This is a genomic window from Leisingera sp. F5, from assembly GCF_001593695.1.
In genome coordinates this window covers 61,022-84,662 of record NZ_LUKH01000013.1, presented here as the reverse complement: position 1 = coordinate 84,662, position 23,641 = coordinate 61,022, and the positions used below count along the sequence as shown (strand labels likewise).

General features: G+C 61.8%; 21 protein-coding genes and 1 riboswitch. Of the genes, 3 read left to right on the top strand and 18 right to left on the bottom strand.

Annotated features, from left to right (window positions below):
* The first annotated feature begins 44 nt into the window (after positions 1-44).
* Positions 45-3,173, top strand: a complete 3,129-nt coding sequence (locus A2I95_RS10955; RefSeq protein WP_291729792.1) for a M10 family metallopeptidase — start codon at positions 45-47, stop codon at positions 3,171-3,173.
* A gap of 83 nt (positions 3,174-3,256) precedes the next feature.
* Here A2I95_RS10955 and A2I95_RS10950 read toward each other — a convergent pair whose 3' ends face one another.
* From A2I95_RS10950 to A2I95_RS10925, 6 genes are all read right to left on the bottom strand, one after another.
* Positions 3,257-4,828, bottom strand: a complete 1,572-nt coding sequence (locus tag A2I95_RS10950; protein WP_291729791.1) for an alkaline phosphatase family protein — start codon at positions 4,826-4,828, stop codon at positions 3,257-3,259.
* A 141-nt stretch (positions 4,829-4,969) separates the two neighbouring features.
* On the bottom strand, positions 4,970-5,728 hold the full coding sequence (locus tag A2I95_RS10945; RefSeq protein ID WP_291729790.1) for an aspartate/glutamate racemase family protein: 759 nt from the start codon (positions 5,726-5,728) through the stop codon (positions 4,970-4,972).
* A 14-nt stretch (positions 5,729-5,742) separates the two neighbouring features.
* Positions 5,743-6,909, bottom strand: a complete 1,167-nt coding sequence (locus A2I95_RS10940) for a Xaa-Pro peptidase family protein (RefSeq protein ID WP_291729789.1) — start codon at positions 6,907-6,909, stop codon at positions 5,743-5,745.
* Complete coding sequence (locus A2I95_RS10935; RefSeq protein WP_291729788.1) at positions 6,902-8,092, bottom strand: diaminopropionate ammonia-lyase; 1,191 nt, start codon at positions 8,090-8,092, stop codon at positions 6,902-6,904. Before A2I95_RS10935 ends, A2I95_RS10940 begins: the two co-directional genes overlap by 8 nt.
* 2 nt (positions 8,093-8,094) lie before the next feature.
* Complete coding sequence (locus A2I95_RS10930) at positions 8,095-9,240, bottom strand: amidohydrolase (RefSeq protein ID WP_291729787.1); 1,146 nt, start codon at positions 9,238-9,240, stop codon at positions 8,095-8,097.
* Between the two features lie 164 nt (positions 9,241-9,404).
* Positions 9,405-9,851, bottom strand: coding sequence for a hypothetical protein (locus A2I95_RS10925; RefSeq protein WP_291729786.1), 447 nt, complete (start codon positions 9,849-9,851; stop codon positions 9,405-9,407).
* 339 nt (positions 9,852-10,190) lie between these two features.
* Between A2I95_RS10925 and A2I95_RS10920 the strand changes: the two genes are divergently transcribed.
* The gene (locus A2I95_RS10920; RefSeq protein ID WP_291729785.1) at positions 10,191-10,670 is read left to right on the top strand and encodes a YHS domain-containing (seleno)protein; all 480 of its coding nucleotides are present in this window, start codon (positions 10,191-10,193) and stop codon (positions 10,668-10,670) included.
* Between the two features lie 108 nt (positions 10,671-10,778).
* On the opposite strand, the gene A2I95_RS10915 is transcribed toward A2I95_RS10920, so the two are convergent.
* From A2I95_RS10915 to miaB, 12 genes are all read right to left on the bottom strand, one after another.
* Entirely contained in the window at positions 10,779-11,411 is a 633-nt protein-coding gene (locus A2I95_RS10915) for a d(CMP) kinase (RefSeq protein ID WP_291729784.1), read from the bottom strand.
* Positions 11,408-12,754, bottom strand: a complete 1,347-nt coding sequence (gene aroA, locus A2I95_RS10910; protein WP_291729783.1) for a 3-phosphoshikimate 1-carboxyvinyltransferase — start codon at positions 12,752-12,754, stop codon at positions 11,408-11,410. Before aroA ends, A2I95_RS10915 begins: the two co-directional genes overlap by 4 nt.
* A gap of 100 nt (positions 12,755-12,854) precedes the next feature.
* Positions 12,855-13,631 (bottom strand): tRNA (guanosine(46)-N(7))-methyltransferase TrmB, encoded by a 777-nt coding sequence (locus A2I95_RS10905; protein ID WP_291729782.1) that lies wholly within the window; start codon positions 13,629-13,631, stop codon positions 12,855-12,857.
* A 90-nt stretch (positions 13,632-13,721) separates the two neighbouring features.
* Positions 13,722-14,366: a hypothetical protein gene (locus tag A2I95_RS10900; protein ID WP_291729781.1), complete on the bottom strand. Its 645-nt coding sequence runs from the start codon at positions 14,364-14,366 to the stop codon at positions 13,722-13,724.
* Positions 14,367-14,646: 280 nt separating this feature from the next.
* Positions 14,647-15,828, bottom strand: a complete 1,182-nt coding sequence (gene metK, locus A2I95_RS10895) for a methionine adenosyltransferase (RefSeq protein ID WP_291729780.1) — start codon at positions 15,826-15,828, stop codon at positions 14,647-14,649.
* A gap of 6 nt (positions 15,829-15,834) precedes the next feature.
* A riboswitch (SAM-SAH riboswitch) is annotated at positions 15,835-15,884 on the bottom strand.
* Positions 15,885-15,944: 60 nt separating this feature from the next.
* On the bottom strand, positions 15,945-17,444 hold the full coding sequence (gene lnt, locus A2I95_RS10890; RefSeq protein WP_291729779.1) for an apolipoprotein N-acyltransferase: 1,500 nt from the start codon (positions 17,442-17,444) through the stop codon (positions 15,945-15,947).
* Positions 17,441-18,340 carry a hemolysin family protein gene (locus A2I95_RS10885; RefSeq protein WP_291729778.1) on the bottom strand — a complete coding sequence of 300 codons (900 nt, stop codon included), beginning with the start codon at positions 18,338-18,340 and terminating at the stop codon, positions 17,441-17,443. The genes lnt and A2I95_RS10885 overlap by 4 nt, the downstream gene beginning before the upstream one ends.
* A gap of 22 nt (positions 18,341-18,362) precedes the next feature.
* Positions 18,363-18,875: an rRNA maturation RNase YbeY gene (gene ybeY, locus A2I95_RS10880; protein WP_291729777.1), complete on the bottom strand. Its 513-nt coding sequence runs from the start codon at positions 18,873-18,875 to the stop codon at positions 18,363-18,365.
* An 80-nt stretch (positions 18,876-18,955) separates the two neighbouring features.
* Complete coding sequence (locus A2I95_RS10875; protein WP_291729776.1) at positions 18,956-19,966, bottom strand: PhoH family protein; 1,011 nt, start codon at positions 19,964-19,966, stop codon at positions 18,956-18,958.
* Between the two features lie 142 nt (positions 19,967-20,108).
* Positions 20,109-20,414: a hypothetical protein gene (locus A2I95_RS10870; RefSeq protein WP_260006438.1), complete on the bottom strand. Its 306-nt coding sequence runs from the start codon at positions 20,412-20,414 to the stop codon at positions 20,109-20,111.
* 13 nt (positions 20,415-20,427) lie between these two features.
* A complete protein-coding gene (locus tag A2I95_RS10865; protein ID WP_291729892.1) occupies positions 20,428-21,009 on the bottom strand; it encodes an OmpA family protein in 582 nt (193 codons plus the stop codon).
* 274 nt (positions 21,010-21,283) lie between these two features.
* Positions 21,284-22,606, bottom strand: coding sequence for a tRNA (N6-isopentenyl adenosine(37)-C2)-methylthiotransferase MiaB (gene miaB, locus A2I95_RS10860; protein WP_291729775.1), 1,323 nt, complete (start codon positions 22,604-22,606; stop codon positions 21,284-21,286).
* Between the two features lie 128 nt (positions 22,607-22,734).
* On the opposite strand from miaB, the gene A2I95_RS10855 reads away from it, so the two are divergent.
* Positions 22,735-23,604, top strand: coding sequence for a hypothetical protein (locus A2I95_RS10855; protein ID WP_291729774.1), 870 nt, complete (start codon positions 22,735-22,737; stop codon positions 23,602-23,604).
* The last annotated feature ends 37 nt before the right edge of the window (positions 23,605-23,641 follow it).

Below are 23,641 nucleotides of genomic sequence, written 5' to 3'. Positions count from 1 at the left end.
CTGAATTCCCTTTGTAATTTAACGATCTAGGATGGAACACGGTCATGTGTGAATATTGCGGTCAAGCCAATCACAGAATTCCCGAAAGCACCGACGGCAGCGGCTCCGGCTCAGGCGGCCAGTCTGCCGGCAGCAAGCCCACCTACACCGTCGATCAGGTGGCAGAGTATCTTTACAAGGGATATTGGCAGTCGACGGGCCGCACGGAGCGCTCCTTTGATGTCGAAACCGGCGGCCAGCTCACCGTCAACCTCAGCGGGCTTAACGGCACCGGCAAAGAAACCGCTCGCAAGGCGCTGGAAAGCTGGACCGCGCTGAGCGGGATTGAGTTCGTCGAAACCACCGGCAGCGCCAAGATCACTTTCGACGACAACCGGTCAGGCGCCTATGCCAGCTCCTCGGTCAGCAACGGCACAATTCTAAGCTCCAGCATCAATGTTGATGATGCCTGGGCCCAATACGGCAATTATTACCTGCAGACCTACATCCATGAGATCGGCCACGCCTTGGGCCTGGGCCATACCGGCAGCTACAACGGCAGCGCCAGCTACGGCTCGGACGCGCATTTTGCCAATGACAGCTGGCAAATGTCGATCATGTCCTATTTCAGCCAGTCTGAGAACACCGCGGTGGATGCCTCCTTTGCCTATCTGGCGACTGCACAGCTTGCTGACATCGCGGCTGTTCACCATCTCTATGGCACGCCGGTGAACATCGAAACCGGCAACACCACGTATGGCGACGGGCAAACCACCGGCCGCTTTGGTATGGACCTGAACGGCGGCTTCGGCGTTGCGATTGTCGATAACGGCGGCATTGACCTGATTGACCTCGGTTCACGCAGCTACAATCAGGTTCTGAACCTGAATGAGGAAACATTTTCCAGCCTGAACGGAAAGAATGGAAATTTCGCCATTGCCCGCAGCACCGTGATCGAAAACGCCATTACCGGTTCGGGTGTTGACCATATCACAGGAAACGCAGCGGATAACCAGCTGGAAAGCGGTGCCGGCAATGACCAGATCGAAGGCGGTGACGGAAACGATACCCTGATCGGCGGCGATGGTGCTGATTTGCTGACCGGCGGCAATGGCGCCGACCGTTTCGTATACACAAGCCTCAGCGAAAGCGGTGATTCCATTGCTGATTTTGACCTGGCATCAGGCGACAGGATCAACATCGCGCAGCTGCTGCAAGCGATTGGCTATGAAGGGGATGACCCGGCAGGCGACGGCGTTGCAACGCTGCAGGCCGGCAGCGGCGGATCCTGGCTGAAAATTTCGCACGGCGGCAACAATGCCCTTTTGGTCTTTCTTGTCGGCGTGAATGAGGACGCCAGCCTGGCAGAAATCATCAACATCTCCGGCACCCCGGGGCCGGCACCGGACCCCACACCCGATCCGGAACCCACACCGGATCCTGATCCAACGCCCGATCCTGACCCGACACCCGACCCGGATCCGACACCTGATCCGGATCCGACACCCGAACCGGATCCGACCCCGGGAACCATTGATAACGATTATGTATTCGACGACACTTTCGTGACGCAATGGACCGTTCAGCTCGGCACCGTCACGGACACAAATGGCGGCATCGACACCCTGGATCTAAGCGCGGTCACGCGGGCGTCCACGATCGACCTGGCCAGCGGAGCTTTCGGAAGAATCGGTTCCAAGACCCTGACAATCAGTGAAGGCACCGAGATCGAAAACGCCATTCTGGGCAGCGGCAACGACAAGGCCTATGGCAACGACCTTGCCAATCTGATCGAAGGCCGTGCCGGCAACGATCTTCTGGAAGGGCGCGGCGGCAATGACACGCTGAACGGCGGCACCGGTAACAACAAGATCTATGGCGGCCTGGGCGATGACAGCCTGACTGCCGAGGACGGAAACGACAAAATCTACGGTGGCGACGGGGACGACGCACTCCATGGCGGCGGTGGAAGAAACTTCCTGACCGGCGAAGAGGGCGATGACACCGTGACGGCCGGTTCCGGTGCAGACCGGATTTACGGCGGCCTGGGCAATGACAATTTGGACGGCGGCGATGGCAAGAACCGGATTGCAGGCGGCGAAGGCGACGACGCCCTTACCGGCGGTATTGACAAAGACCAGCTGTCAGGCGGCGATGGCAACGATACGATGTCTGCCGGCGATGGTGACAACAAGCTGGATGGCGGCGAAGGCGATGACAGTATGTCCGGCGGCAGCGGCAAAGACAAAATGTCAGGCGGCGAAGGCGACGACACGATGTCTGCCGGCGATGGCGACAACAAGCTGGACGGCGGTGCGGGTGATGACGTCCTCACCTCTGGCAGCGGCAAGGACAAGCTGACAGGCGGTGAAGGGGATGACACCCTGTATGCCGGCGATGGCGATAACAAGCTGGACGGCGGTGCCGGCGATGACAGTTTGTCCGGCGGCAGCGAAAAGGACAAAATAAAGGGCGGCGATGGCGACGACACGATATACGCCGGTGATGGAGACAATAATCTGGATGGCGGTGACGGGAACGACCAGATCACCAGCGGCGCAGGCACTGATAAACTGAAAGGCGGAATGGGGGATGACACGCTTTCGGCTGGTAACGGCAATAACAAGGCTGATGGCGGCGATGGCGATGACATGCTCAGCAGCGGCAGCGGCAGTGACCAGTTGAAAGGCGGCAATGGCGATGACACGCTGTCGGCCGGCGCAGGAAATGACAAGCTGGATGGCGGCAAAGGGGATGACAGCCTCAGCGGCGGCAGCGGCACTGATAAGATCAAGGGCGGATCGGAAAACGATGACCTTTCGGGCGGTGCCGGAATTGACACGCTTGATGGCGGGTCCGGTATGGACCGGCTGGAAGGCGGCGCCGGGGGGGACCAACTCAAAGGCGGCAAGGATGCCGATGTATTTGTCTTTGCTTCGGCCGAGGACGCAGGGGATACAATCGCCGATTTCAAGCTGAGCGACGGGGACATGCTCGACATTGACGGGCTGCTTCTGGATCTGGGCACCAATCTTGAGGATGCCCTGTCCAGCGGCAACCTGAGCCTTAGCGACAGCCGTGCGGTTTGGCTGGAGTATGACGCGGACGGTGAGGGCGGCGAGGACGCGTTTCAGATCGCCTATCTGAAAAGGGTCAAGTCAAGTGATGAGCTGACCGACGACTGGTTCATCTAAGGCTCGCGTGAAAACGGACGCCCGGTCTCCGGCAAGGGGGCCGGGTGTTTAATTCATGCGTTGCAACCTGCAGAAGGCTGCGGTCAGGATTTCGGCTGCTGAAACCGGGCCGCACCACGCGCGCCATCCGGGGTGATCGACGTCAGCGACAGCGTGTGATCCATGTTTTTCATCCTGTGCCGCAGCATCATCCGTGTCAGCCGGTTCAAATCGCTCGCGTAGTCCGGCTGCCCGGCCACATTCTCCAGCTCCCCCTGCCCTTCGCTGTCAAACAGCATCGGTGGCAGATCAGCGGCGAACTCAACCAGCGTGAACCTCGCATCCCGCAAGATCCCCAGACAGCTGTCGCTGGACGAGGTTCCCAGCGCCTGCTGCCATAGCGTCGGCTTCAGCGGCTCTGAAAAATCCAGTTCCGAGAAGGAATATTGCCGCCAATCCTGCGGAGTCTCTCCCTGCAACAGCGGTAGCAGCGACCGCCCGTCCATCGAATTCGGGATCTCCTGCCCGGCCCACTCCAGAATGGTCGGCGTCACATCAATGGATTCGGTCATGTGGCTGAGACAGGCGCCTGCGTTGCCTTCATTGCCTGGCATCCGGATGATCAGCGGTGTATGATAGGCCGCGTCATAGACTGTCATCTTTCCCCAGGAATGCCGGTCGCCCAGCATCTCGCCATGGTCAGCAGTGATCACCACCATGGTGTCGTCATACTGGCCCGTGTCTTTCAGGAATTGGATCACCCGCCCGACATGATGGTCCACTTCGCTCGCGAGTCCCAGATAGACCGCGCGCAGGGTGCGGATGTTGTCATCCGTCGGCTCAAGATCCGGAAAACCTTCGACGAACCCCGCAATCGTGCTCTTGCGCAGTACCGGATCAAAGAACGGATGCTGTTCGCATTCCGCATCCGGTGTCGCCAGCCGTTCCGGCAGCGGCAGCGACGCCGGGTCGTACATGGTGTTGTAGGGGGCCGGCGCCACCAGCGGCGGATGCGGGCGGATATAGGTCAGATGCGCGAACCAGCTTTCCTTGCGGTAGGCCGTCATCTTTCCCAGAAACGAGTTGGTGAGGAACGCCGTATCGCTGTCTTCCGCCGAGTAAAGCGCAGGGTCATTCAGCTTGGGCGCGCCGCCACCTGGCGACACCGGTTTGTAGACATCCCAGTAGTTTTCGAACGCATAGCCCTGATTCATCAGATGCGATTGCCACGGGTAGGACATCTCCATCCGCATCTCGGTCATCTCATGGAACCCGTTCATCGGGAACTCATAGGTCCGCAGCGCCGGATCATTGGCATCAAAGGCGCGCGGATCCTGCGATGTATCGGTGTAACCGAACAGCATCGGCAGATAGCCCGCTTTGCGCATTTCGGTGGCAATGTTCGGCGTATCGTGGCGCAAAGGCGTGCCATTGCGGACCGAGCGGTGGTTCATCGCGTATTGCCCGGTCAGGATCGACGCCCGCGACGGCCCGCAGGGATTGGTGACCGAAAAATGCCGTTTGAACGACACCGCATCCTGCATGAAGGCGCGGATGTTCGGCAGCTCCGCATGTTTAGCCAGCGCCCCGAACACGCAGTCTGCTCGCAGCTGATCAATGATGATGAACAGCACGTTCCGGTTTACGGGACAGGTCTGGGAACGGGTGGCGGGCATCCGGGCATCCTTGCAGGCACAAGACAGATTTCGAATGGCAATCTGTGGCGATCTGCACAGGGATTACAAGCGCAGTTTGCGCTGCGCTGTAAAACGGCACGGACCGAATATTGTCAGCTGACAAATCCCGGACAATTTTACCTATCGGGCCGCCAGACTCCGTGTGAACAACCTGCCGAATTGCGGCTGAGAATCCGTAACGCCAGCGAGGTGCAGCATATGCCAGGCCAGTGCCTGATTGCTGGAGATCACCGGCACCCCGGCCTGCGCCTCAATCTCCGGAATGATCTGCAGGCAGCGCAGATTGGTGCAGGAAATCACGATGGCATCGCAGTCCCCTGCCCTGGCAACCTGCTGAGCCGCCTCTGAAATCGCCGCTTCGGTGATCCGCGCCACCACCCGGTCGTCCATTTCCTCAAACGAGCCGAAGCCTGCGATTGCGAACCCCGCCTGTTCCAGCTTCTGCCGCATCTGAGCGGAGACTTCCGGCAGGTAGGGCGTGACAAAGCCCAGCCGGGATGCGCCCAGCGCCTTGCCCGCGGCGATGATTGCCGCCAGCGGGTCGGTCACCTTAGCCTTGGGCAAGACTGTTTGCACCGCTTCCGCAACCTTGGCCGAGCCGATCACCGTTGATGCCGAGGTGCAGCCATAACCGACGACGTCGAAATCCAGCGAGGACGGGAACAGCCGGGCTGAGGCCGGCAGATCGGCCTGCATCTGCGCAAGCGTCTCGGGACGGATTTCCGGCGCCATCGGGATTCGGCTGTGATAAAGCGCCACGCCTTCATGCGCCATCATCCGGGAGAACTCCGGCTCCAGCGTCTCGTCGGTTTCCAGCACGATCACACCCAAGGTCGCGCGGGTTCCGATACCGGCGTCCGTATCATAGGGTAGTTTCATCGCCGCAGCTCCTTTCAGATCACCGGCAGTTCAGGTGCGGCGCGGGTTGTCAGCAGCTCAGCGCCATCCGCCCGGATCACGATGTTTTCCTCATGCACCATGATACGGCCATCACCGTACCCCAGCGAGGGCTCCAGCGTCAGCACCATGTTTTCCTCGATTACCGTGCCGTCAAAGGCCGCGTGCGAGGGCCATTCGGTCAGCTGCATTCCCAGCCCATGGCCCAGCCGCCCCACGTCGCCGCCTTGATCGTCCATCTCGGCAATCACCGCCTGCATCGCCTGGAACAGGTTGCGGCAGGTGGCACCGGGCTTGGCGGCTGCAATCCCGGCCTCGGTCGCCCGCCACAGCACGTCATAGGCGCGGCGCGACAGATCATCGGCCCGGCCAACGGCAAAGTTGCGGTCAAAATCGCAGAAGTACCCATCCCAGGTAGAGCCGGTATCCAGCATCACGATGTCGCCGGCCTGCAACGGCCGCCCGGTCGGCGGAGAAATCACGTCGCTATAGCCGCCCTGATCAGCACCGCCGACCAGATAGGGCACATCGTCCGCGCCCTGCGCCAGCGCTTCGCGGCGGAAGGCGCGGAACAGATCCTCGAACGGCTGGCCCGCATGGGCGATCTGCGGCACCTGCGCAAAGCTGCGCGAGCCGATTGCACAGATATGCGCCAGTTTTTCGATCTCTGCCGCGGATTTCACCATCCGCAGGCTGCGCACCAGCGGCGTCGCGTCTGCGACCTTCAACCCCGGCAGGCCATTCATCAGGCGTTCATAATCACCCAGCGGCATCCGCAGCGCGGTTTCATGCCCCTTCATGATGCCAATGCTGCCGCCGCGCCCGGCAATCGGCGACAGCAGCTCGGTCAGCAGACTGACGCCGTCATCCTCGGGAGCAGGCGCGCTCCAGGTGCGGATATCCTCGATCCAGGTGCGGCGCATCAGGTCGGCGCCGATCTCCGGGATGATGGCAATCGGCTTACCCGCCGGCGGCACAAACAGGAACCAGGGCCGGGTCGGGCTTTGCCAGAACAGCGTGTGAAAACCACTGAAATAGCGCACCTCCGGCTCGGTCAGCAGCAGCAGCCCGTTCAGCCCCTGTTGCGCCATCAGTGTCTGGGCCTTTGCGGTCCGGGCTGCGAACTCCGCGTCCGGAAAGCCGCGCACCGGCGCCTTAGACATTGTCCTGTCCTGCCATGATCGCGGCATAGATCGCCGGGTCGGTGACACCTTCGGAACCGATCAGCAGCACGCGGGCCTTTGATCCCAGCCCCAGCTGTTCGGCAAGGTCCGGCGCCTGGCAGGCGGCAATCAGGGCCGCAAGACCAGCCACTGCGCTTTCGCCCGCTTCAACCGCCGGATCGCCGGTTTCCGCATTGGCCAGCAGCCGCACGGCAGGAGCCACAATGCTGTCCGGAATGGTCAGGAAGTCCGAGGCTTCCTCAGCCAGGATTTCCCAGGCCATTTCCGACGGCTCGCCACAGGACAGCCCGGCCATGATGGTCTCTTCCTGGATTGCGAAACTGGTCGCCTTGCCGTTGCGTGCGCTGTCAAACAGGCAGGCGGCCAGCTCCGGCTCGACGATGACAACCCGCGGTGCCTCGGCGCCGTAATACTGCCGCAGCGCCGCCGCGACCGAAGCCGCCAGCCCGCCGACGCCGCCCTGCAGAAAGACATGGGTCGGAGCCCGCGCCAGCGTCTCGCAAACCTCGCGGGTCATCACGCAATAGCCGGCCATCACATCGCGTGGCGGCTCGGTGTAGCCTTCCCAGGAGGTATCCGAGACCACAAACCAGCCGTTTTCCTTGGCTTCTTTCTTGGCCAGCAGCACCGAGTCGTCATAATCACCCGCGGTGCGGATCACCTCGGCGCCCAACTCGCGCATGGCGACGGCGCGGCCTTCGCTGACCTCAGCATGGATGTAGATCCGGCACGGCGCGCCAAAACGCTGACAGCCCCAGGCCAACGAGCGGCCATGATTGCCGTCGGTGGCCGAGACCAGTGTGATCCCGGCGCAGGCCTGTTTATGTGCCCCTTTGCGGATATCTTCCAGGCTGACGTCCTGGCCCAATTGGCGGCTCAGCTCGCGCTGCAGCACCCGCAGCGCCGCATAAGACCCGCCCAGCGCCTTGAAGCTGCCCAAGCCGAACCGCGGCCCTTCGTGTTTATAGTCGATCCTGTCAACGCCGATTTTGTCCGCCAGCCCCGCCAGCGAGACCAGCGGAGTCTCTTCATAGCCGTCCCACGCAGTGATTTCTGCGCAGGCATTGCCAAAGTCCTGCTCGGACAGAACGGTATAAGCGGCATCGCCGGATTTCGGGCTGCCTGCCGTGTGGCGCATGGCAACAGTGAATTTTTCAAACATGGTCAGTCCTTTCCCGCCGGCAACCGGTCACGCACCAGCTGCACCCAGAACTCTGCACCGATGGGCAGCAGAGCGTCGTTGAAATCATAATCCGCCGAATGCAGCGGCTGGCCGTTCGGCCCGTCCTCGCCATTGCCCAGCAGCAGAAAGCACCCCGGCACAGCGGCGGCGAAATGGGCGAAATCCTCAGAAAAGCTCATCGGCGGGCGGTTGCGGATCACTTCGCAACCCGCGGCTTCGCCTGCGCGGCAGGCGGCCTCGGCTGGGCCTTCCGCATTGATGGTTTCGACAAATTCGGTGTTGAAGCTCATCTCGACCTCCACCGCATGGGTAGCAGCAACGCCAGCAGTTATCTGGCGCATGAAGGCTTCGATTGCTTCGCGGTCCGCAGGCACCCGGGCGCGGACATCGCCCTTCAGCACCGCATGCCCCGGCAGCACATTGCGCTGGCCGTCGGTCAGGAATTCGGTAACCGACACCACCGCGCCAGCCCCCGGCGCCAGCTTGCGGGAGACAATGGTTTGCAGCGCCAGCACCATTTCCGCCCCGACAGTGATCGCGTCGACCCCCGCCTGCGGCATCGAGGCGTGGCCGCCCTGCCCTTTTATCGAGATTTCAAACAGGCTTTCGCTGCCGCAAATCTGTCCCGCGCGGGTCGAGACCTGCCCTGCAGGCGCGCCTGGCAGGTTGTGGATGGCATAGACTTCTTCGATCGGGAACCGCTCCAGCAGCCCTTCGGCAATCATCGCCTGGGCACCCAGCCCGTGCTCCTCGTTGGGCTGGAAGATGAACACTACAGTGCCGTCAAACCCCTGCTCCTGCACCAGCCGTTCGGCGGCCCCCAGCAGCATGGCCATATGGCCGTCATGACCGCAGGCATGCATCTTGCCGGGTGTTTCAGAAACATAATCGTGGGTGGAGATTTCAGTGATAGGCAACGCGTCCATGTCGGCCCGCAGCCCGATAGCCCGGTTGCCGGTGCCCGCCCGCAGCAGGCCGACAACGCCCGCGCCTTCATGCACCTCCAGCCCGAGGCCGCGCAGATGGTCTGCCACCTTGGCCCTGGTCCGGTCTTCCTGAAAGCCAAGCTCAGGATGCCGGTGGAAATCCTGGCGCAGCGCGGTCAGACGGTCCTGAAAGCTGTTCATATGCGGTCCCCAAGCTGTTTGCAGCGACCATATTCTGCAAAACGGGACTTGGCGCGTATTTATCCGGCAGCGCTGTGACGAAATTTATTGCTGCGGCCGGGCTACAGGCTGAAATTCGTATCTGTCAATGCAGGCCGCGCGAGCTGCGGTCCGGGATCAAGGACCTAGATTTCCTCGCCCTTTTCCAGCAGTTCCTCGATCAGCTGCCGCTGGATGCCCGGGCTGTCGCCGCCGCCGAACTGCAACGCTCCGCCGGTGTAAAGCGTGCCATAGGTGCGGGCGATATTGACGGTCTGACCAAGCGAGGAAATCAACTGGTCTTTCTCCAATGGCGACAACGGATGGATGAACACCGCCCAAAGCCGCCCCTTGGCCACGGCATAGCGTGCATCCAAGGCTGTGTCGAAATTGGCCTGCATCATCCGCATCATGTCTTCCGCTGTCAGCCCCTCGGCCGGGCGCAGCGGCACCATCGCCCGCATCCGGTCCGCTGCCTGGTCCGTCACGATCAGCACCGGCACGCCTGAAATGGACAGCTGAAACCCGGTGCCCGCGGGCTGCGCGTTTTCGTCCAATGCAAAGAGGATCCGCCCCAGCCGTTCATAGGTCATCGGCGGTTCCGGGGATTCAGGGGATACAGGGGCCTTCGGCGCGTCCTGCGCCAAGGCAGGCACCGCAAGAACACACGCTGTCATTATCGTCCGCAGCCAGGCCATAACGGCACCTCCTCATTGACACCTGCCCACAGGCTACTGCGCCGCGGCGCGAGGCTCCATGCACAGATGAGTGAGGCGCCGTGACTAAGCCCAAACGAAGATCGGGACGATCTGCAATATCAGGCGGACGAACGGGAATTAAACGTCCAAGATTTCGGACATAAGTTCAACTCATCGGGCTGCACAGCCTGAACTGAACAGAAAAACCCGCAACTGAACCTGATGAGGACCACCATGAGAATTCTTCTGACAACTGCCCTGATTTCGCTGACTGCCGCACTGGCCGCCCCGGCCTTTGCCGCCGATGAACTCAACGTCTCAAACGGTATCTCTGCCGGCGGGGCGCCGCTGGCCGCGCATGGTGTTGACCTTGTGTCGCTGCTGGACAGCCGCAACCCGGTGGAAGGCGTGGCAAACTACTCCGCAACCGTGGACGGCGCCTCTTATTACTTCACTTCTGAGGAGAACAAGACCGCGTTCGAGGCCGATCCGGCTAAGTACCTGCCGCAGCACGGCGGCTTCTGCTCCTATGGCGTGTCGGTCGGCAAGAAGTTCGACGGCGACCCGGACCAGTATCTGGTGCACGACGGCAAGCTGTTCCTGTTCCTGAACGCCGCCACCCGCGCGGCCTTCCTCGAGGACGTGCCCGGCACTGCCAAGACCGCCGACACCCAGTGGGGCCAGATCAAGCACACCGCTGTCGGCGAGCTCTGATCGCGCGCAATCCCGTGTCCCGAAAGGCCAGGCGGTTCCGCTCCGTCCCGCTTGCCCTTGTACCCGCGGCTGATGCGTCAGCTGCGGGTGTATTTGGTTGATTGATGTTTATGCCAGTGTTTCGCCGGCCGCGCGGCGGGCTTCGATCACCGTGATCGCCTTGGCCAGGGCTTCCTTGATGCTCAGATCGCTGGTGTCGACCAAAATGGCATCAGCCGCCGGGCGCAGGGGCGCCTCTGCGCGATTCATGTCGCGCTCGTCCCGGGCCTTCACGTCGCCCAGCACCTCGTCCAGCGTGATCACCTTGCCGGCCGCGGCGAGTTCCAGAAACCGGCGGCGGGCGCGGACTTCGGCGCTGGCGGTGACAAAGAACTTCACCTGCGCATAAGGGCAGATCACGGTACCGATGTCGCGCCCGTCCAGCACCGCGCCCCCGGCCCGGCGGGCAAAGGCGCGCTGAAAATCGACCAGCGCCGCCCGCACCTCGGCAATCACCGCCACCTTGGAGGCGGCCTGCGCAACCTCCGGCCCGCGTAAATCTTCCCGTGCCAGATCTTCCGGTGTCAGGTTTTCCGCAGCTTCAACCGGGGTCACACCATCCAGCATCTTGGCCCCAACCGCACGGTACAAGAGGCCGGTATCCAAATGGCTGAAGCCGTAATGGGCCGCCAGCGCCTTGGACAGCGTGCCCTTGCCAGCCGCCGCCGGACCGTCGACAGCTATCGTGTAACTTTCGCTCATGTGCGCTCCAGCTTGGCGCCGAGATCTCCCATCAGGGTCTCGAAAATCGGGAAGGAAGTGGCAATCGGGCCGCCGTCATCGACCGAAACCGCATTCTGCGCCCCCATGCCCATCACCATGAAAGACATGGCAATGCGGTGATCCAGGACGCTTTCGCAGGTACCGCCGCCGGGCACGCCATTGATGCCCAGGCCGGTGACTTCCCACCAGTCTTCGCCTTCCTCGACCGTCACGCCATTGACCCGCAGGCCCTTGGCCATCGCGTCAATGCGGTCGCTTTCCTTGACGCGGAGCTCCTTGACACCGGCCATCATGGTCTTGCCTTCCGCAAAGGCGGCCACCACCGAAAGCACCGGGTATTCGTCGATCATCGAGGCCGCGCGTTCCGGCGGCACTTCGATGCCCTTCATATTCGGTGAATACTTGGCCCGCAGATCGGCAACCGGCTCGCCGCCCTCTTCGCGCATGTTCTCAAACGTCAGATCTGCGCCCATGTCCTGCAGGGTATAGTAAAGACCCGCGCGGGTAGGGTTCAGGCCGATGTTCGGCACCAGCACGTCGGAACCGGGCGTGATCAGCGCCGCACAAACCGGAAAAGCTGCCGAGGACGGATCGCGCGGCACCGCGATGACCTGCGGCTTCAGCTCCGGACGGCCGGTCAGGGTAATAACGCGGCCTTCTTCGGTTTCCTCGGTGGTGATTTCGGCGCCAAAGCCGGCCAGCATCCGCTCGGTATGGTCGCGGGTGGCTTCTTTCTCGATCACAACGGTCTTGCCCGGCGCATTGAGGCCGGCAAACAGCACTGCTGATTTCACCTGCGCCGACGGCACCGGAACCTCGTAACGGACTGGCACCGGGTCGGCGGCACCCACAATTGTCATCGGCAGACGCCCGCCGCTGCGGCCAACAGATTGCGTCCCGAACAACGCCAGCGGGTCAGTGACCCGCGCCATCGGACGTTTGTTCAGTGAGGCATCGCCGGTGAAAGTCGCGGTGATCGGAGAGGTCGCCATCACCCCCATGATCAGCCGCACCCCGGTGCCGGAGTTGCCGCAGTCGATCACGTTTCCCGGTTCGGCAAAGCCGCCGACGCCGACGCCGAACACCGACCAGCTGCCGCCGCCGTGATTCACCACCTCAGCACCAAAGGCCTGCATCGCCTTGGCGGTGTCCAGCACATCCTCGCCTTCCAGCAGGCCGGAGATCCTGGTCTCCCCCACCGACAGCGCGCCCAGGATCAGCGAGCGGTGCGAGATCGACTTGTCGCCGGGCACATCTGCCACGCCTTTCAGCGGGTCGGCACGGTGGGAGGTCATCGGGATGGGCGTGCCGTGTCCGGACATGGGGCTTCCTTCGTCTGTCGGTGCTTACTTACGTTGGCGCTATCGGTAACGGATTGGCGCTGGACGGTCCAGAGCCTTTGCCCGGCAGCGGTCCGCAGCCCTAGCCGAGGCGGCGGAAGGTCAGGTAATGCGGTGTGCGGCCTTCGCGCAGGGCCTTCTGTTCATAGCGGGTGGAAATCCAGTCGTCCCAGGACTGGCGCCAGTCTTCGGGGCCTTCGGCCAGCCATTCGAAACCGGCTTTGGGCACCTCCTCCAGGGTCTGGCGCACATAGTCTGGAATATCGGTTGCCACCCGGAAAATCGCACCGGGCTTCAGGCAACGGGCCAGCGGCTCCAAATGCTCTTGCGTCACAAATCGGCGGCGGTGGTGGCGGGCCTTGGGCCAGGGGTCCGGATACAGCAGGAAGGCACGCGAAATGGAGGCCTCGGGCAGCACATCCATCAGATCGCGCGCGTCACCGGGATGCACCGCGATATTCTCTGCACCCGCTTTGCGGATCTTGCCCAGCAGCATGGCGACGCCGTTGATAAAAGGCTCGGCGCCGATGATGCCAACGTCCGGGTTGCTGGCGGCCTGATGCACCAGATGCTCGCCACCGCCAAACCCGATCTCAAGCCAGGCATCCTTGCCGCCGAACAGCGCGTTCAGGTCCAGCGGGGTGCGGTCCGGGTTCACATCCCAATCCACGGCGCCAGGGCTGAGGCTGGCCAGATCTTCGTCCAGATACCGCTTTTGGCTGTCCTTCAAGGTCTTGCCCTTGAAGCGGCCATAGAAGTTGCGCCAGGGCGCGCCGCTGGCGTGTTTATCGGCCGCATTGGCAACAGCGGTCCGGGCAGTCTTGGTCTGGTCGTCGCGGGGCTTTTGGTCGCCGGACATGCGTCTGGGCTCCTGTTCAGGGCATCTTTTAAAAGGCTGGACGCTCATCTGACGCAAGCGGGCCTTCTGGTCAAGCCTGTGTCAAGCCGGCTAGCGGGTTTGCCCCTGCCGGACCTCCCGCAGAACACCCGCTGCAATCAGCCGCAAGCGGCTGGGATACCATTCGCCATCCGGGTCCGTGCGCAGCGTCTCAATCGCAAAGCCGGGATCGACGCCGCGCGCCACCATATAGCTGAGATGGTCATAAACTTCGCGCTGCGTGTCCTCGTATATCCAGGACCCCAAATCATACGGTGTTGCCCAGCGGCGGCGTTTGCGTTCGCTGCGGTAGTATTTATGCACTGCATCGGCAGGCCAGTTGCGTTGATGGAAGCCGATGCTGGACCCGATTGTCATCCGCCGCCGGGCGCCGGCCAGAAAGACATCGACACAGGCGCTGATACAGGTTCCATCAACCAAAGTGTCGAGCCCGTATTCCAGTACCAATCCAGCGATTTCTTCCCCGGCATAGACGCTGCCGCCAATGCTGTTGAGCTGCAGCTCCGAAATTTCCGGGCTTTTACTCAGGATATCCCGCAGCGCTAAGGCATCGTCATCGGTGATTTCTGACGGTTCCCCATCCACCTCTGTTTCGGTGTCATAGATCAGCGTTTTGCCTTGCAGGCTGAACTTTTGCGGCAGCACCTCTTTGGCGGTCACAGCGGACGCAAATGCCAGACAGGAAAGTACAGTCATCACTCGCAGCATCGCGGTCCCGGCAGCTGAAACACCCTTCCCAGCACTATGGCGCAGCCCGGCGGCGCACTCCAGCCTCAAAAGGTCAGATAGTCTGCCGCAATGTTTCGCGTGCGAAACATCCGGTCAGCATTGTTGACCGGTCCGCCGCGCTGCAGCACGGCGCCCGACCCAACGGCAGAGGCGCATTCCCTGAACGCGCAGAAGCCGGCGGGAGCAGAGGCTTGAACAAAAAAGAGCGGACCCTTCGGCCCGCTCTCCTGTCTCGAACAATCCGGCTTCAGACCGCTTTCCTCAGCGCCTCGGCCAGATCGGTGCGCTCCCAGCTGAAACCGCCATCGGCTTCCGGGTCGCGGCCAAAATGGCCATAGGCTGCGGTGCGCTGATAAATCGGCTTGTTCAGGCCCAGATGCGAACGGATGCCGCGCGGGGTCAGGTCCATCACCTGATCAATCGCCTTTTCAATCGCTGCAGCGTCCACTTCACCGGTGCCGTGCGTGTCCGCATAGATCGACAGCGGCTTGGACACGCCGATGGCATAAGACAGCTGAATGGTGCATTTATCCGCCATGCCGGCGGCCACCACGTTTTTGGCCAGATAGCGCGCGGCATAGGCTGCCGAGCGGTCCACCTTGGTCGGGTCCTTGCCGGAAAACGCACCGCCGCCATGCGGGGCCGCACCGCCATAGGTGTCCACGATGATTTTACGGCCGGTAAGACCTGCATCGCCATCCGGACCGCCGATCACAAACTTGCCGGTCGGATTCACGTGCCATTCGGTGGCATCAGTCAGCCAGCCTTCGGGCAGGGTTTCACGGATGTAGGGTTCGACCAGGGCGCGGATGTCGGCCGAGGTCAGGCTTTCGTCCAGGTGCTGGGTCGACAGCACCAGCGAGCTGACGCCCACCGGCTTGCCGCCCTCATAGACCACCGACAGCTGCGATTTCGCATCCGGGCCCAGCGCAGGCTCAGTGCCGTTTTTGCGCACTTCCGCCAAACGGCGCAAGATCGCGTGGGAGTACTGGATTGGCGCAGGCATCAGCGCATCGGTTTCATTGGTGGCAAAACCAAACATGATGCCTTGGTCGCCGGCGCCTTCGTCCTTGTCGCCGGACGCATCCACGCCTTGCGCGATATGGGCGGACTGCTCGTGCAGCAGGTTGGTCACTTCCACGGTTTCGTGGTGGAACTTGTCCTGCTCGTAGCCGATGTCCTTGATGCAGGCACGGGTGATCTCATCGATCTTGCCCATGTAGTCGTGCAGCTTGTCCTGATCGGACAGGCCGACTTCGCCCCCGATGACAACACGGTTGGTGGTGGCGAAAGTCTCAGCTGCCACGCGTGCTTCGGGTTCTTCCGCCAGAAAAGCGTCCAGAACCGCATCTGAAATGCGGTCGCAGACCTTGTCCGGGTGGCCTTCGGAGACAGATTCCGAAGTGAAAGTGTAGTTCATACGGGTCATGAAAAGTGCTCCACTGGTTCCATCCTTGCCACGCCAGGAAGCCGTTGTGGCAGGTATCAAGCCGCAGTACGCGGCTCGTCCGCGCGGGTCAATCATATTCGAATAGAGTTAAGCGGCTATGACCGCGGCACAAGGGCGCGGGAGCGCAGGAAAACCGCGGCAGCAGCGAACAGGCACAGCAGGAACACCGGCCAATCCCCGGTGCGGCTGTAGAGGGTCGGCGGCAACGGCGCAGGCAAGGCCGCATCGATGTAACCCGCGTCACCCAGCGGCAGGCTGTTCAGCAGGGTTCCGTCCGCTCCGATCATTGCAGACACCCCGGTATTTGCAGCCCGGATCATTGGCAGGCCTTGCTCGATGGCCCGCATCCTGGCCTGCACCAGATGCTGAAAGGGGCCGGACCGGGTGCCGAACCAGGCGTCATTGGTGACCTGCACCAGCATGTCGGGGCGGGTCTCTGCGGCATTCACATCCTGTGGAAAAACAGCCTCGTAGCAGATCAGCGGCAAGGCGCGGCCAATAGGAAGATTCATGATTTGGGGCCCGGGCCCGGCGGCATAACCTGCACCTGCCCGCGACGCAAAGCCATAGATCCCGAACCGGGCCATGACGTCGCCAAAGGGCACATATTCCCCGAACGGCACCAGATGCGCCTTGTCATAGGTAGAAGCGGGCTGACCGTCCATGTCCAGCAGCACCGCAGAATTGTAAAACGCGCCCGATTCTTCCCGCTGGATGCCCAGAAGCACCGGCACCCCGCCGGCGTTTTCGGAAATGACCCGCAGGGTGTCATCCGCATAATTCAGCAGCTGCGGCACAGCAGTTTCCGGCCAGACAATCAGATCCGGACGCGGCGTTTCGGCAGAAAAAGCAACAGCGCGGCGTACAAATTCCCAGCGGTGATCCGGGTGCCACTTCAAATCCTGCGGTGCGTTGGGCTGGACGATTCGCACGGTCTTGCCAGTTGGATTTACCTGCGGCGGGGCGGGAGCTGCAAAGGCAGCGGCTGCCGCCAGTCCCAATGGCACCAAGGCTGCCGCCGGGGTCCGCCGCAGCAAGGCCAGCGGCAGGAAGGCCGCAAGCGTCAGCAGCGCCAGCCCTTGCGGCCCGATCCAGGGCAGCAGGTTTGCAGCAGGCGTATCAATCCAGAATTGTCCGAAAGCCGCCCAGGGAAAGCCGGTCAGCAGATAAGCGCGGCCAAATTCCGCCAGGGACCAGGCAGCAACCAGCATCGGGATCCGCCAGGCGCCGGCGCTGAACCGGATGGCCAGCCCAAACGCAGCACCCCAAAACAAGGCAAGCCCGCCTGCCAGAAACACCAGCGCAAACGGGGCCATCCAGGCATGGCGTTCCGGATCGATCTGAAAGGGTTCAAGAATCCAGGACAGGCCAAAGGCAAAATACCCCAGCCCGAACAACCAGCCGGCCAGCATTGCCGTTCGCGCCGTGGCGGCCTGCAGAACCAGCCAGCCTGCGGCCCCCAAGGCAGCAGGCAGACCGAACCAAAAGCTCCAGGGGGCAAGTGCCAGAGACGCCAGCGCGCCGCCGCCAAAGGCCAGGCCGGCCCCGGCCGGCCGGAGCTGCCGCACCGCCTGCCGCAGCCCGATTGTTATCATGCGGCGGCGTCCGGCAGCCGCACCCGCAGCCGCTTGATCCGGCGGGGGTCGGCATCCATCACTTCAAATTCAGCGCCTTCGGGGTGCTCGATCACCTCGCCGCGGGCAGGCACCCGGCCCGACAGCATGAAGACCAGTCCGCCAAGCGTGTCGATCTCTTCCTCATCCACGTCATCGTGGCTGGTCAGCGAATGCCCGGTCTCGGCCTCGAACTCCGGCAGCGAGGTGCGGGCCAGCGCAATGTAGCAGCCGGGCTTTTCCTCAAACCAGGTCTGCAGTTCGTCGGCGTCATGCTCGTCCTCGATTTCACCGACCACCTGTTCGATCAGATCCTCGATGGTGACAAGCCCGTCAACACCGCCGTATTCATCGATCACCAGAGCCATGTGGCGGCGCTCGGCCTGCATTTTGGTCAGCAGCACGCCGATCGGCATCGACGGCGGCACAAACAGCAGCGGGCGCAGCATTTGGGACAGTTCGAAATCCGACGTGCCGCCGTTGAAGCCGTGGGTCAGCGAGAAATCCTTGAGGTGGACAAAACCCAGCGGCGTGTCCAGCGTCCCCTCATACACCGGGATCCGGGTAAAGCCGCTTTCGCGGAAAATGCCGACAAGATCGTCCTTGGCGATGGAAACCGGCACAGCAGCGATTTCTGCAGACGGGATCGCAACATCCTCAACCCGCAGCCGGCGCAGGTTCATCATGCCGCGCGGTTCCGTCCCGGCAGCGGGCTGTGCGCTGCCACTGTCTTCTTCAGACTGCGGCGCTGCGCTGAAAGCCCCGAAGAGCCGTGCCCAGAAACCGGTTTTCCCGGAGGCCGGCGCATCCGCTGCCGTGCCATTGATGTTCTGCAGCGCGCCCTGCGCCGCGTTAGAACTGCCTTCTATGTCGCCCATCGATCCTATCCAAATGCCCCGCTTAAGGGGCGTCCTCGCTCATATATGGGTTCGCGATACCCATTTTGCCAAGTAGCAGCACCTCAATCCCTTCCATCAATGCGGCATCACGGTCACGAATGTGATCATAACCGAAAAGATGCAACATTCCGTGAACGATCAAATGGCGGGTATGATCGCCCAGCGGCTTGCCTGCATCCGCCGCTTCACGGGCGCAAGTGTCATAAGAAATCGCAATGTCACCCAGCGGGTATTCGCCAGTGAAATCGGCCTCGGGCTGCGCCGGGGAGCCGCCGTCCTTGCCGGAGGCAAGCTCTTCGGCGGGCCAGCTCAGCACATTTGTCGGCTTAGCTTTTTCACGGAATTCTGCGTTGAGACCCGCAATGCGCGGATCATCACAGGCCAGAAGCGAGATTTCGCAACCCTCCGGGTCTAATGCAAAATGCGCCAGAACGGCTGAGACGGCCTCTGTGGCCAGCGCCTCAAGCCCGGCCCTCTGCCAGCGGCTGTCTTCTATGGTGATGTCAAGCGTCATGGAGCCGTTGCACATGCGGGGGCCAGCCCCCGCACCCCCGGAGTATTTTTACAAAGATGAAACCGGACAGAGCTTTCGCATCAGGCCGGTTTAGCATCCGCGTCATAGGCTTCGATGATCGCCGCCACAAGGGGGTGGCGCACCACATCGCGGGCAGTGAAGTAATTGAAGCTGATCTTGGGGATGGTTTTCAGCAGGCGTTCGGCGTCTGCCAGGCCCGATTGCACCCCGCGCGGAAGATCGACCTGGGAGCGGTCGCCGGTGATCACCATGCGCGAGCCTTCGCCAAGGCGGGTCAGGAACATCTTCATCTGCATGGTGGTCGCGTTCTGCGCCTCATCCAGGACCACAAAGGCATTGGACAGCGTGCGCCCGCGCATGAAAGCAAGCGGCGCGATTTCGATTCGTTTTTCCTCAATCAGCTTGGCCGCCTGTTTTTCCGGCAGGAAGTCGTTCAGCGCGTCATACAAAGGCTGCATATAAGGATCGACCTTGTCCTTCATGTCGCCGGGCAGGTAGCCGAGCTTTTCGCCCGCCTCCACAGCCGGGCGGGACAGGATGATACGGTCCACATGGCCGGTGATGAACATGGAAACGCCCACCGCAACAGCGAGATAAGTCTTGCCCGTGCCTGCCGGGCCGATCCCGAATGCCAGTTCGTTTTCGAACAGCGAATGCACATAGGCCTTCTGTGCTTCGGTGCGCGGTTCCACCAGTTTTTTGCGGGTCTTGATTTCCACCCGGCCGCCGCGGAACATTTGCAATTGGCCGTCCGGTTCGGCCTCCTGACTGTCGGAACCCATGCGCAGCTCGCGGTCGATATCGCCGGGTTCGACGCTGCGGCCGGTTTCCAGCCGGTCATAGAGCGCCGTCAGCACGCCCGCCGCCTGGTCGCGCGCCGTCGCCTCGCCCATGACCGACAACTGGTTGCCGCGGCGGACAATCTGCACGCCCAGTTTCTGTTCGATGTCAGCCAGGTTGCGGTCATATTCGCCGCACAGGTCGATCAGCAATCGGTTGTCGGGAAATTCCAGAAGCACTTCATGGGTTGCGGACTGGTCTTGCGCGTCATTCAGGGCACTGATGGCCAAGCTGATCTCCTTTGTCAAAGGTTACCCCTTCAGTCTGCCCGCGAAGTGGAACCTGCGCAAGATCCGGCGCGCGAAATTCACGCCGCTGAAACAAAACAGCCGCCCTAGAGGGCGGCTGAACAGCAGACAGCACGAAGACCGCTTACAGCGCGTCGCCGAAGGTAGAGCCGGCTTTGAACGGGCCGGTGGCAGTGTTGCGCGGCAGGTTGCTGTTGCAGACCGGCTTGCCGTCTGGTGTGCGGCGCAGGTCGGCGTAGCCTTCGAGACCGTCGTCGATGATCCAGTGTTCGCAGCCCTGCGGGTCGACCCAGATACCGGCGGTCATGTTCGACAGATGGCTGGAGGAGCCATCGCCGGCATGCTGGTCACGGGTCTTGTCCAGGGTTTCGGAACAGGCCGGGACCAGGGCCGCGGCGGCGAGGAGCAGAAGTGTTTTACGCATCAGCATGGGTTTTGTCTCCTCAGCGCAGGCAATAGATTTCGACGCGGCGGTTCTGCGACATATTTGCAGCGCTGGTGTTGGGCACCCGCGGGTCGCGTTCGCCATAGGCGCGCACGTCGTTGATCCGCGCACCCACCGAGCGGCCCACTTGTGCCACCGCGCCAGCGCGGCGCTCGGACAGGCGTATATTGTATTCATCCGATGCCCGGCTATCGGTGTGGCCGGCGATTACAAAGGCACGGGCGCCATTGGATTTCGCCCGCTGGAAAAATTCCCCCAGGCGCTTGCGGCCTGCTGCATTGATGTAATGTTTATCAGTGGCAAAAAACTGGTCTGTCGGCATCACGCCGCAAATGTTGCCGCGGCGGCAGACCGGCTTGCCGTCCGGGGTCACATGCGGGGACATGAAGCCTTCGGCCCCGTCATCCATCACCCAGTGTTCACAGCCGTCCGGGTCAACCCAGATGGTAGGAACATAGCGTTCGCCCTTGATGGTCCGCTGAGTTTGCGCGCTGGCAGGCGCGGCAGCGATGCTGAGCGCGGCCGCAGCAGCGGCGGCCAGCGCAACCGCCTTGTTAATATTGAGTGTCAACACAACCAGATTTCCTTCACCTAAGTTCCCCCAGCGCAGCTTGCCGCTTACGCGCCCACCGCTCAGGCCATAAGAGTCAAACTACCTGAAATTGATGCAGTATACCTGCTAAATTAATTGTTATTCCGCGCAAATTAATCGCATTTGCCGGGGCACTCAAAGCTCCCAAAAGAAATTGTCGCCGGAACCGATGCAATCGGGACTCACCTGCGCAATCCGGAAAGACGGAAATAGAACCGCCCCGAAAGAAGCGGTTGGAAAGATTCGCTCTGTAGCGGGGGCTTTAGCCGATCAATTCTCCTGCCAGGGAATTGGCACCAGAGGAAATAATGCGCACCCGGGCCAGGTCACCCGCTGCGCGGTCGCATTCAGCGACATGAACAGCGTGGAGGTAATCGGATTTGCCAACCATTTGACCCGGCCTGCGGCCAGGCTTTTCAAACAGAACGCCAACTTCGCGTCCAACCATGCTGTCCTGGACCTCGCGCTGCTGCCGGGTCAGAAGGGCCTGAAGGCGCTGCAGCCGGTCGTCGGCTGCGGCCGGGTCGACCTGGGCGCGTTCGGCTGCCGGGGTGCCGGGGCGGGTCGAGTATTTGAAGGAATAGGCGGTGCCGTATTTCACCTCTTCCACCAGATCCATGGTGGCTTGGAAATCTTCCTCGGTCTCTTCCGGAAAACCAACGATGAAGTCGCCGGAGATCAGGATGTCCGGCCGCGCGGCGCGGATGCGTTCGATCAGGCGCAGATAGCTTTCGGCGGTGTGGGCGCGGTTCATCCGCTTCAGGATCTTGTCCGATCCCGCCTGCACCGGCAGATGCAGATAGGGCATCAGCTTGGCACAGGTGCCATGCGCCTCGATCAGGTCATCCTGCATGTCGTTGGGATGCGATGTGGTGAACCGGATACGCTCCAGCCCGTCGACCTTGTTCAGTTCCCAGATCAGCTGCGCCAGGGTGAGGTCGCCATTGGGACCGGCACCGTGATAGGCATTCACATTCTGGCCCAGAAGGGTGATTTCGCGCACGCCGCGCTCCACCAGATCACGGGCTTCGGTCAGAATGCGGTCAGCCGGGCGCGAAACCTCGGCACCGCGGGTATAGGGCACCACGCAGAAGGCGCAGAATTTGTCGCAGCCTTCCTGCACGGTCAGGAACGCCGTCGGGCCGCGCTTGGCCTTGGGGCGGTTCTTGAGCTTTTCGAACTTGTCTTCCTCGGGGAAATCAGTGTCCAGCACCTTCTCCCCGTCCCGCGTCTTGGCTTCCATTTCGGGCAGACGGTGATAGCTTTGCGGGCCGACCACCAGATCCACCAGCGGCTGGCGGCGCATGATCTCTTCACCCTCGGCCTGGGCGACGCAACCGGCCACGCCGATCTTGAGGTCTGGCTTCTCTGCCTTCAGCCCTTTGAAACGACCCAGCTCGGAATAGACCTTTTCCGCCGCCTTTTCCCGGATGTGGCAGGTATTCAGCAGGATCATGTCGGCGTCATCTGCCGATTTGGTCTCGACATACCCCTCGCCGCCCAGCGCTTCGGCCATGCGTTCGCTGTCATAGACATTCATCTGACAGCCATAGGTCTTGATAAACAGCTTCTTCGGGGCACTCATGCGGGTCAGCCTTCCAGCCAGGGTGGGTAAACAGCGGCCTGACTTACAGACAAATGCCACCGCTTGCAATGAGGCGGGATTTACCCGATTTTGACCGCAATGGCCAGAAAGGCAAAAGGCAGACGGGCATGATGTATTCTTCGCTGCAGGATTTCCTGAAAGAGGGCAAGCCGCTGCTGGCCAAGGGACCGGTTGCGCTGGTCTTCATCGAGGACGAAGTGGAGATCGCCACCACCCTGCGCCATCACCTGCAAAGCGGTTTCAAGGCCGTTGTGGCCCTGATGCCGGATGCCTTTGACCTGCCGCAGGATGTGCGCACCAAGGTGCACCGGGTGCCGTTTGACTGCAGCCCCGATGGTGCGCTGACAGGTGCCGTCAATGCGGTGATCGCCGCGGCACAGCCCGGTTGCTGGCTTTATTACTGCTACAATGCGGAATATCTGTTCTACCCGTTCTGCGAGACCCGCAGCGTTGGTGAAATGCTGACCTTCCACACAGAAGAGCGGCGTGACGCGGTGCTCAGCTATGTGATCGACCTTTATGCCGGCGATCTGGAGGAGTGCCCCGGCGCAGTCTCTTTGGAGGCGGCCTATCTCGACAAGTCCGGTTACTACGCCCAGTCGCGCAAGGACCCCGAAACCGGCCATCCGCGCGAACGGCAGCTGGATTTCTTTGGCGGCGTGCGCTGGCGGTTCGAAGAGCATATCCCTGACAAGAGCCGGAAAATCGACCGGATTTCTCTGTTCAAGGCCAAACCGGGACTGGTGCTGCAGCAGGACCACACCTTCAATAATCAGGAATACAACACCTATGCCTGCCCCTGGCATCACAACCTGACGGCAGCCGTCTGTTCGTTCCGCACCGCCAAGGCGCTGAAGCGCAACCCCGGTTCGACCTTCGACATTGAAACCTTCCGATGGCACAATTCCGCACCGTTTGAATGGCATTCCCGTCAGCTGCTGGACCTGGGGCTGATGGAGCCGGGACAGTGGTTTTGAACCGGCCAAAGGCATCTGCGGAGACTCCAGGATTGCA

What these genes read in the sequence shown, in the direction of transcription:
- A2I95_RS10955 (WP_291729792.1), top strand. Translation starts at nt 45, where the DNA reads ATGTGTGAATATTGCGGTCAAGCCAATCACAGAATTCCCGAAAGCACC.
- A2I95_RS10950 (WP_291729791.1), bottom strand. Translation starts at nt 4,828, where the DNA reads ATGCCCGCCACCCGTTCCCAGACCTGTCCCGTAAACCGGAACGTGCTG.
- A2I95_RS10945 (WP_291729790.1), bottom strand. Translation starts at nt 5,728, where the DNA reads ATGAAACTACCCTATGATACGGACGCCGGTATCGGAACCCGCGCGACC.
- A2I95_RS10940 (WP_291729789.1), bottom strand. Translation starts at nt 6,909, where the DNA reads ATGTCTAAGGCGCCGGTGCGCGGCTTTCCGGACGCGGAGTTCGCAGCC.
- A2I95_RS10935 (WP_291729788.1), bottom strand. Translation starts at nt 8,092, where the DNA reads ATGTTTGAAAAATTCACTGTTGCCATGCGCCACACGGCAGGCAGCCCG.
- A2I95_RS10930 (WP_291729787.1), bottom strand. Translation starts at nt 9,240, where the DNA reads ATGAACAGCTTTCAGGACCGTCTGACCGCGCTGCGCCAGGATTTCCAC.
- A2I95_RS10925 (WP_291729786.1), bottom strand. Translation starts at nt 9,851, where the DNA reads ATGACCTATGAACGGCTGGGGCGGATCCTCTTTGCATTGGACGAAAAC.
- A2I95_RS10920 (WP_291729785.1), top strand. Translation starts at nt 10,191, where the DNA reads ATGAGAATTCTTCTGACAACTGCCCTGATTTCGCTGACTGCCGCACTG.
- A2I95_RS10915 (WP_291729784.1), bottom strand. Translation starts at nt 11,411, where the DNA reads ATGAGCGAAAGTTACACGATAGCTGTCGACGGTCCGGCGGCGGCTGGC.
- aroA (WP_291729783.1), bottom strand. Translation starts at nt 12,754, where the DNA reads ATGTCCGGACACGGCACGCCCATCCCGATGACCTCCCACCGTGCCGAC.
- A2I95_RS10905 (WP_291729782.1), bottom strand. Translation starts at nt 13,631, where the DNA reads ATGTCCGGCGACCAAAAGCCCCGCGACGACCAGACCAAGACTGCCCGG.
- A2I95_RS10900 (WP_291729781.1), bottom strand. Translation starts at nt 14,366, where the DNA reads ATGACTGTACTTTCCTGTCTGGCATTTGCGTCCGCTGTGACCGCCAAA.
- metK (WP_291729780.1), bottom strand. Translation starts at nt 15,828, where the DNA reads ATGACCCGTATGAACTACACTTTCACTTCGGAATCTGTCTCCGAAGGC.
- lnt (WP_291729779.1), bottom strand. Translation starts at nt 17,444, where the DNA reads ATGATAACAATCGGGCTGCGGCAGGCGGTGCGGCAGCTCCGGCCGGCC.
- A2I95_RS10885 (WP_291729778.1), bottom strand. Translation starts at nt 18,340, where the DNA reads ATGGGCGACATAGAAGGCAGTTCTAACGCGGCGCAGGGCGCGCTGCAG.
- ybeY (WP_291729777.1), bottom strand. Translation starts at nt 18,875, where the DNA reads ATGACGCTTGACATCACCATAGAAGACAGCCGCTGGCAGAGGGCCGGG.
- A2I95_RS10870 (WP_260006438.1), bottom strand. Translation starts at nt 20,414, where the DNA reads ATGCTGATGCGTAAAACACTTCTGCTCCTCGCCGCCGCGGCCCTGGTC.
- miaB (WP_291729775.1), bottom strand. Translation starts at nt 22,606, where the DNA reads ATGAGTGCCCCGAAGAAGCTGTTTATCAAGACCTATGGCTGTCAGATG.
- A2I95_RS10855 (WP_291729774.1), top strand. Translation starts at nt 22,735, where the DNA reads ATGATGTATTCTTCGCTGCAGGATTTCCTGAAAGAGGGCAAGCCGCTG.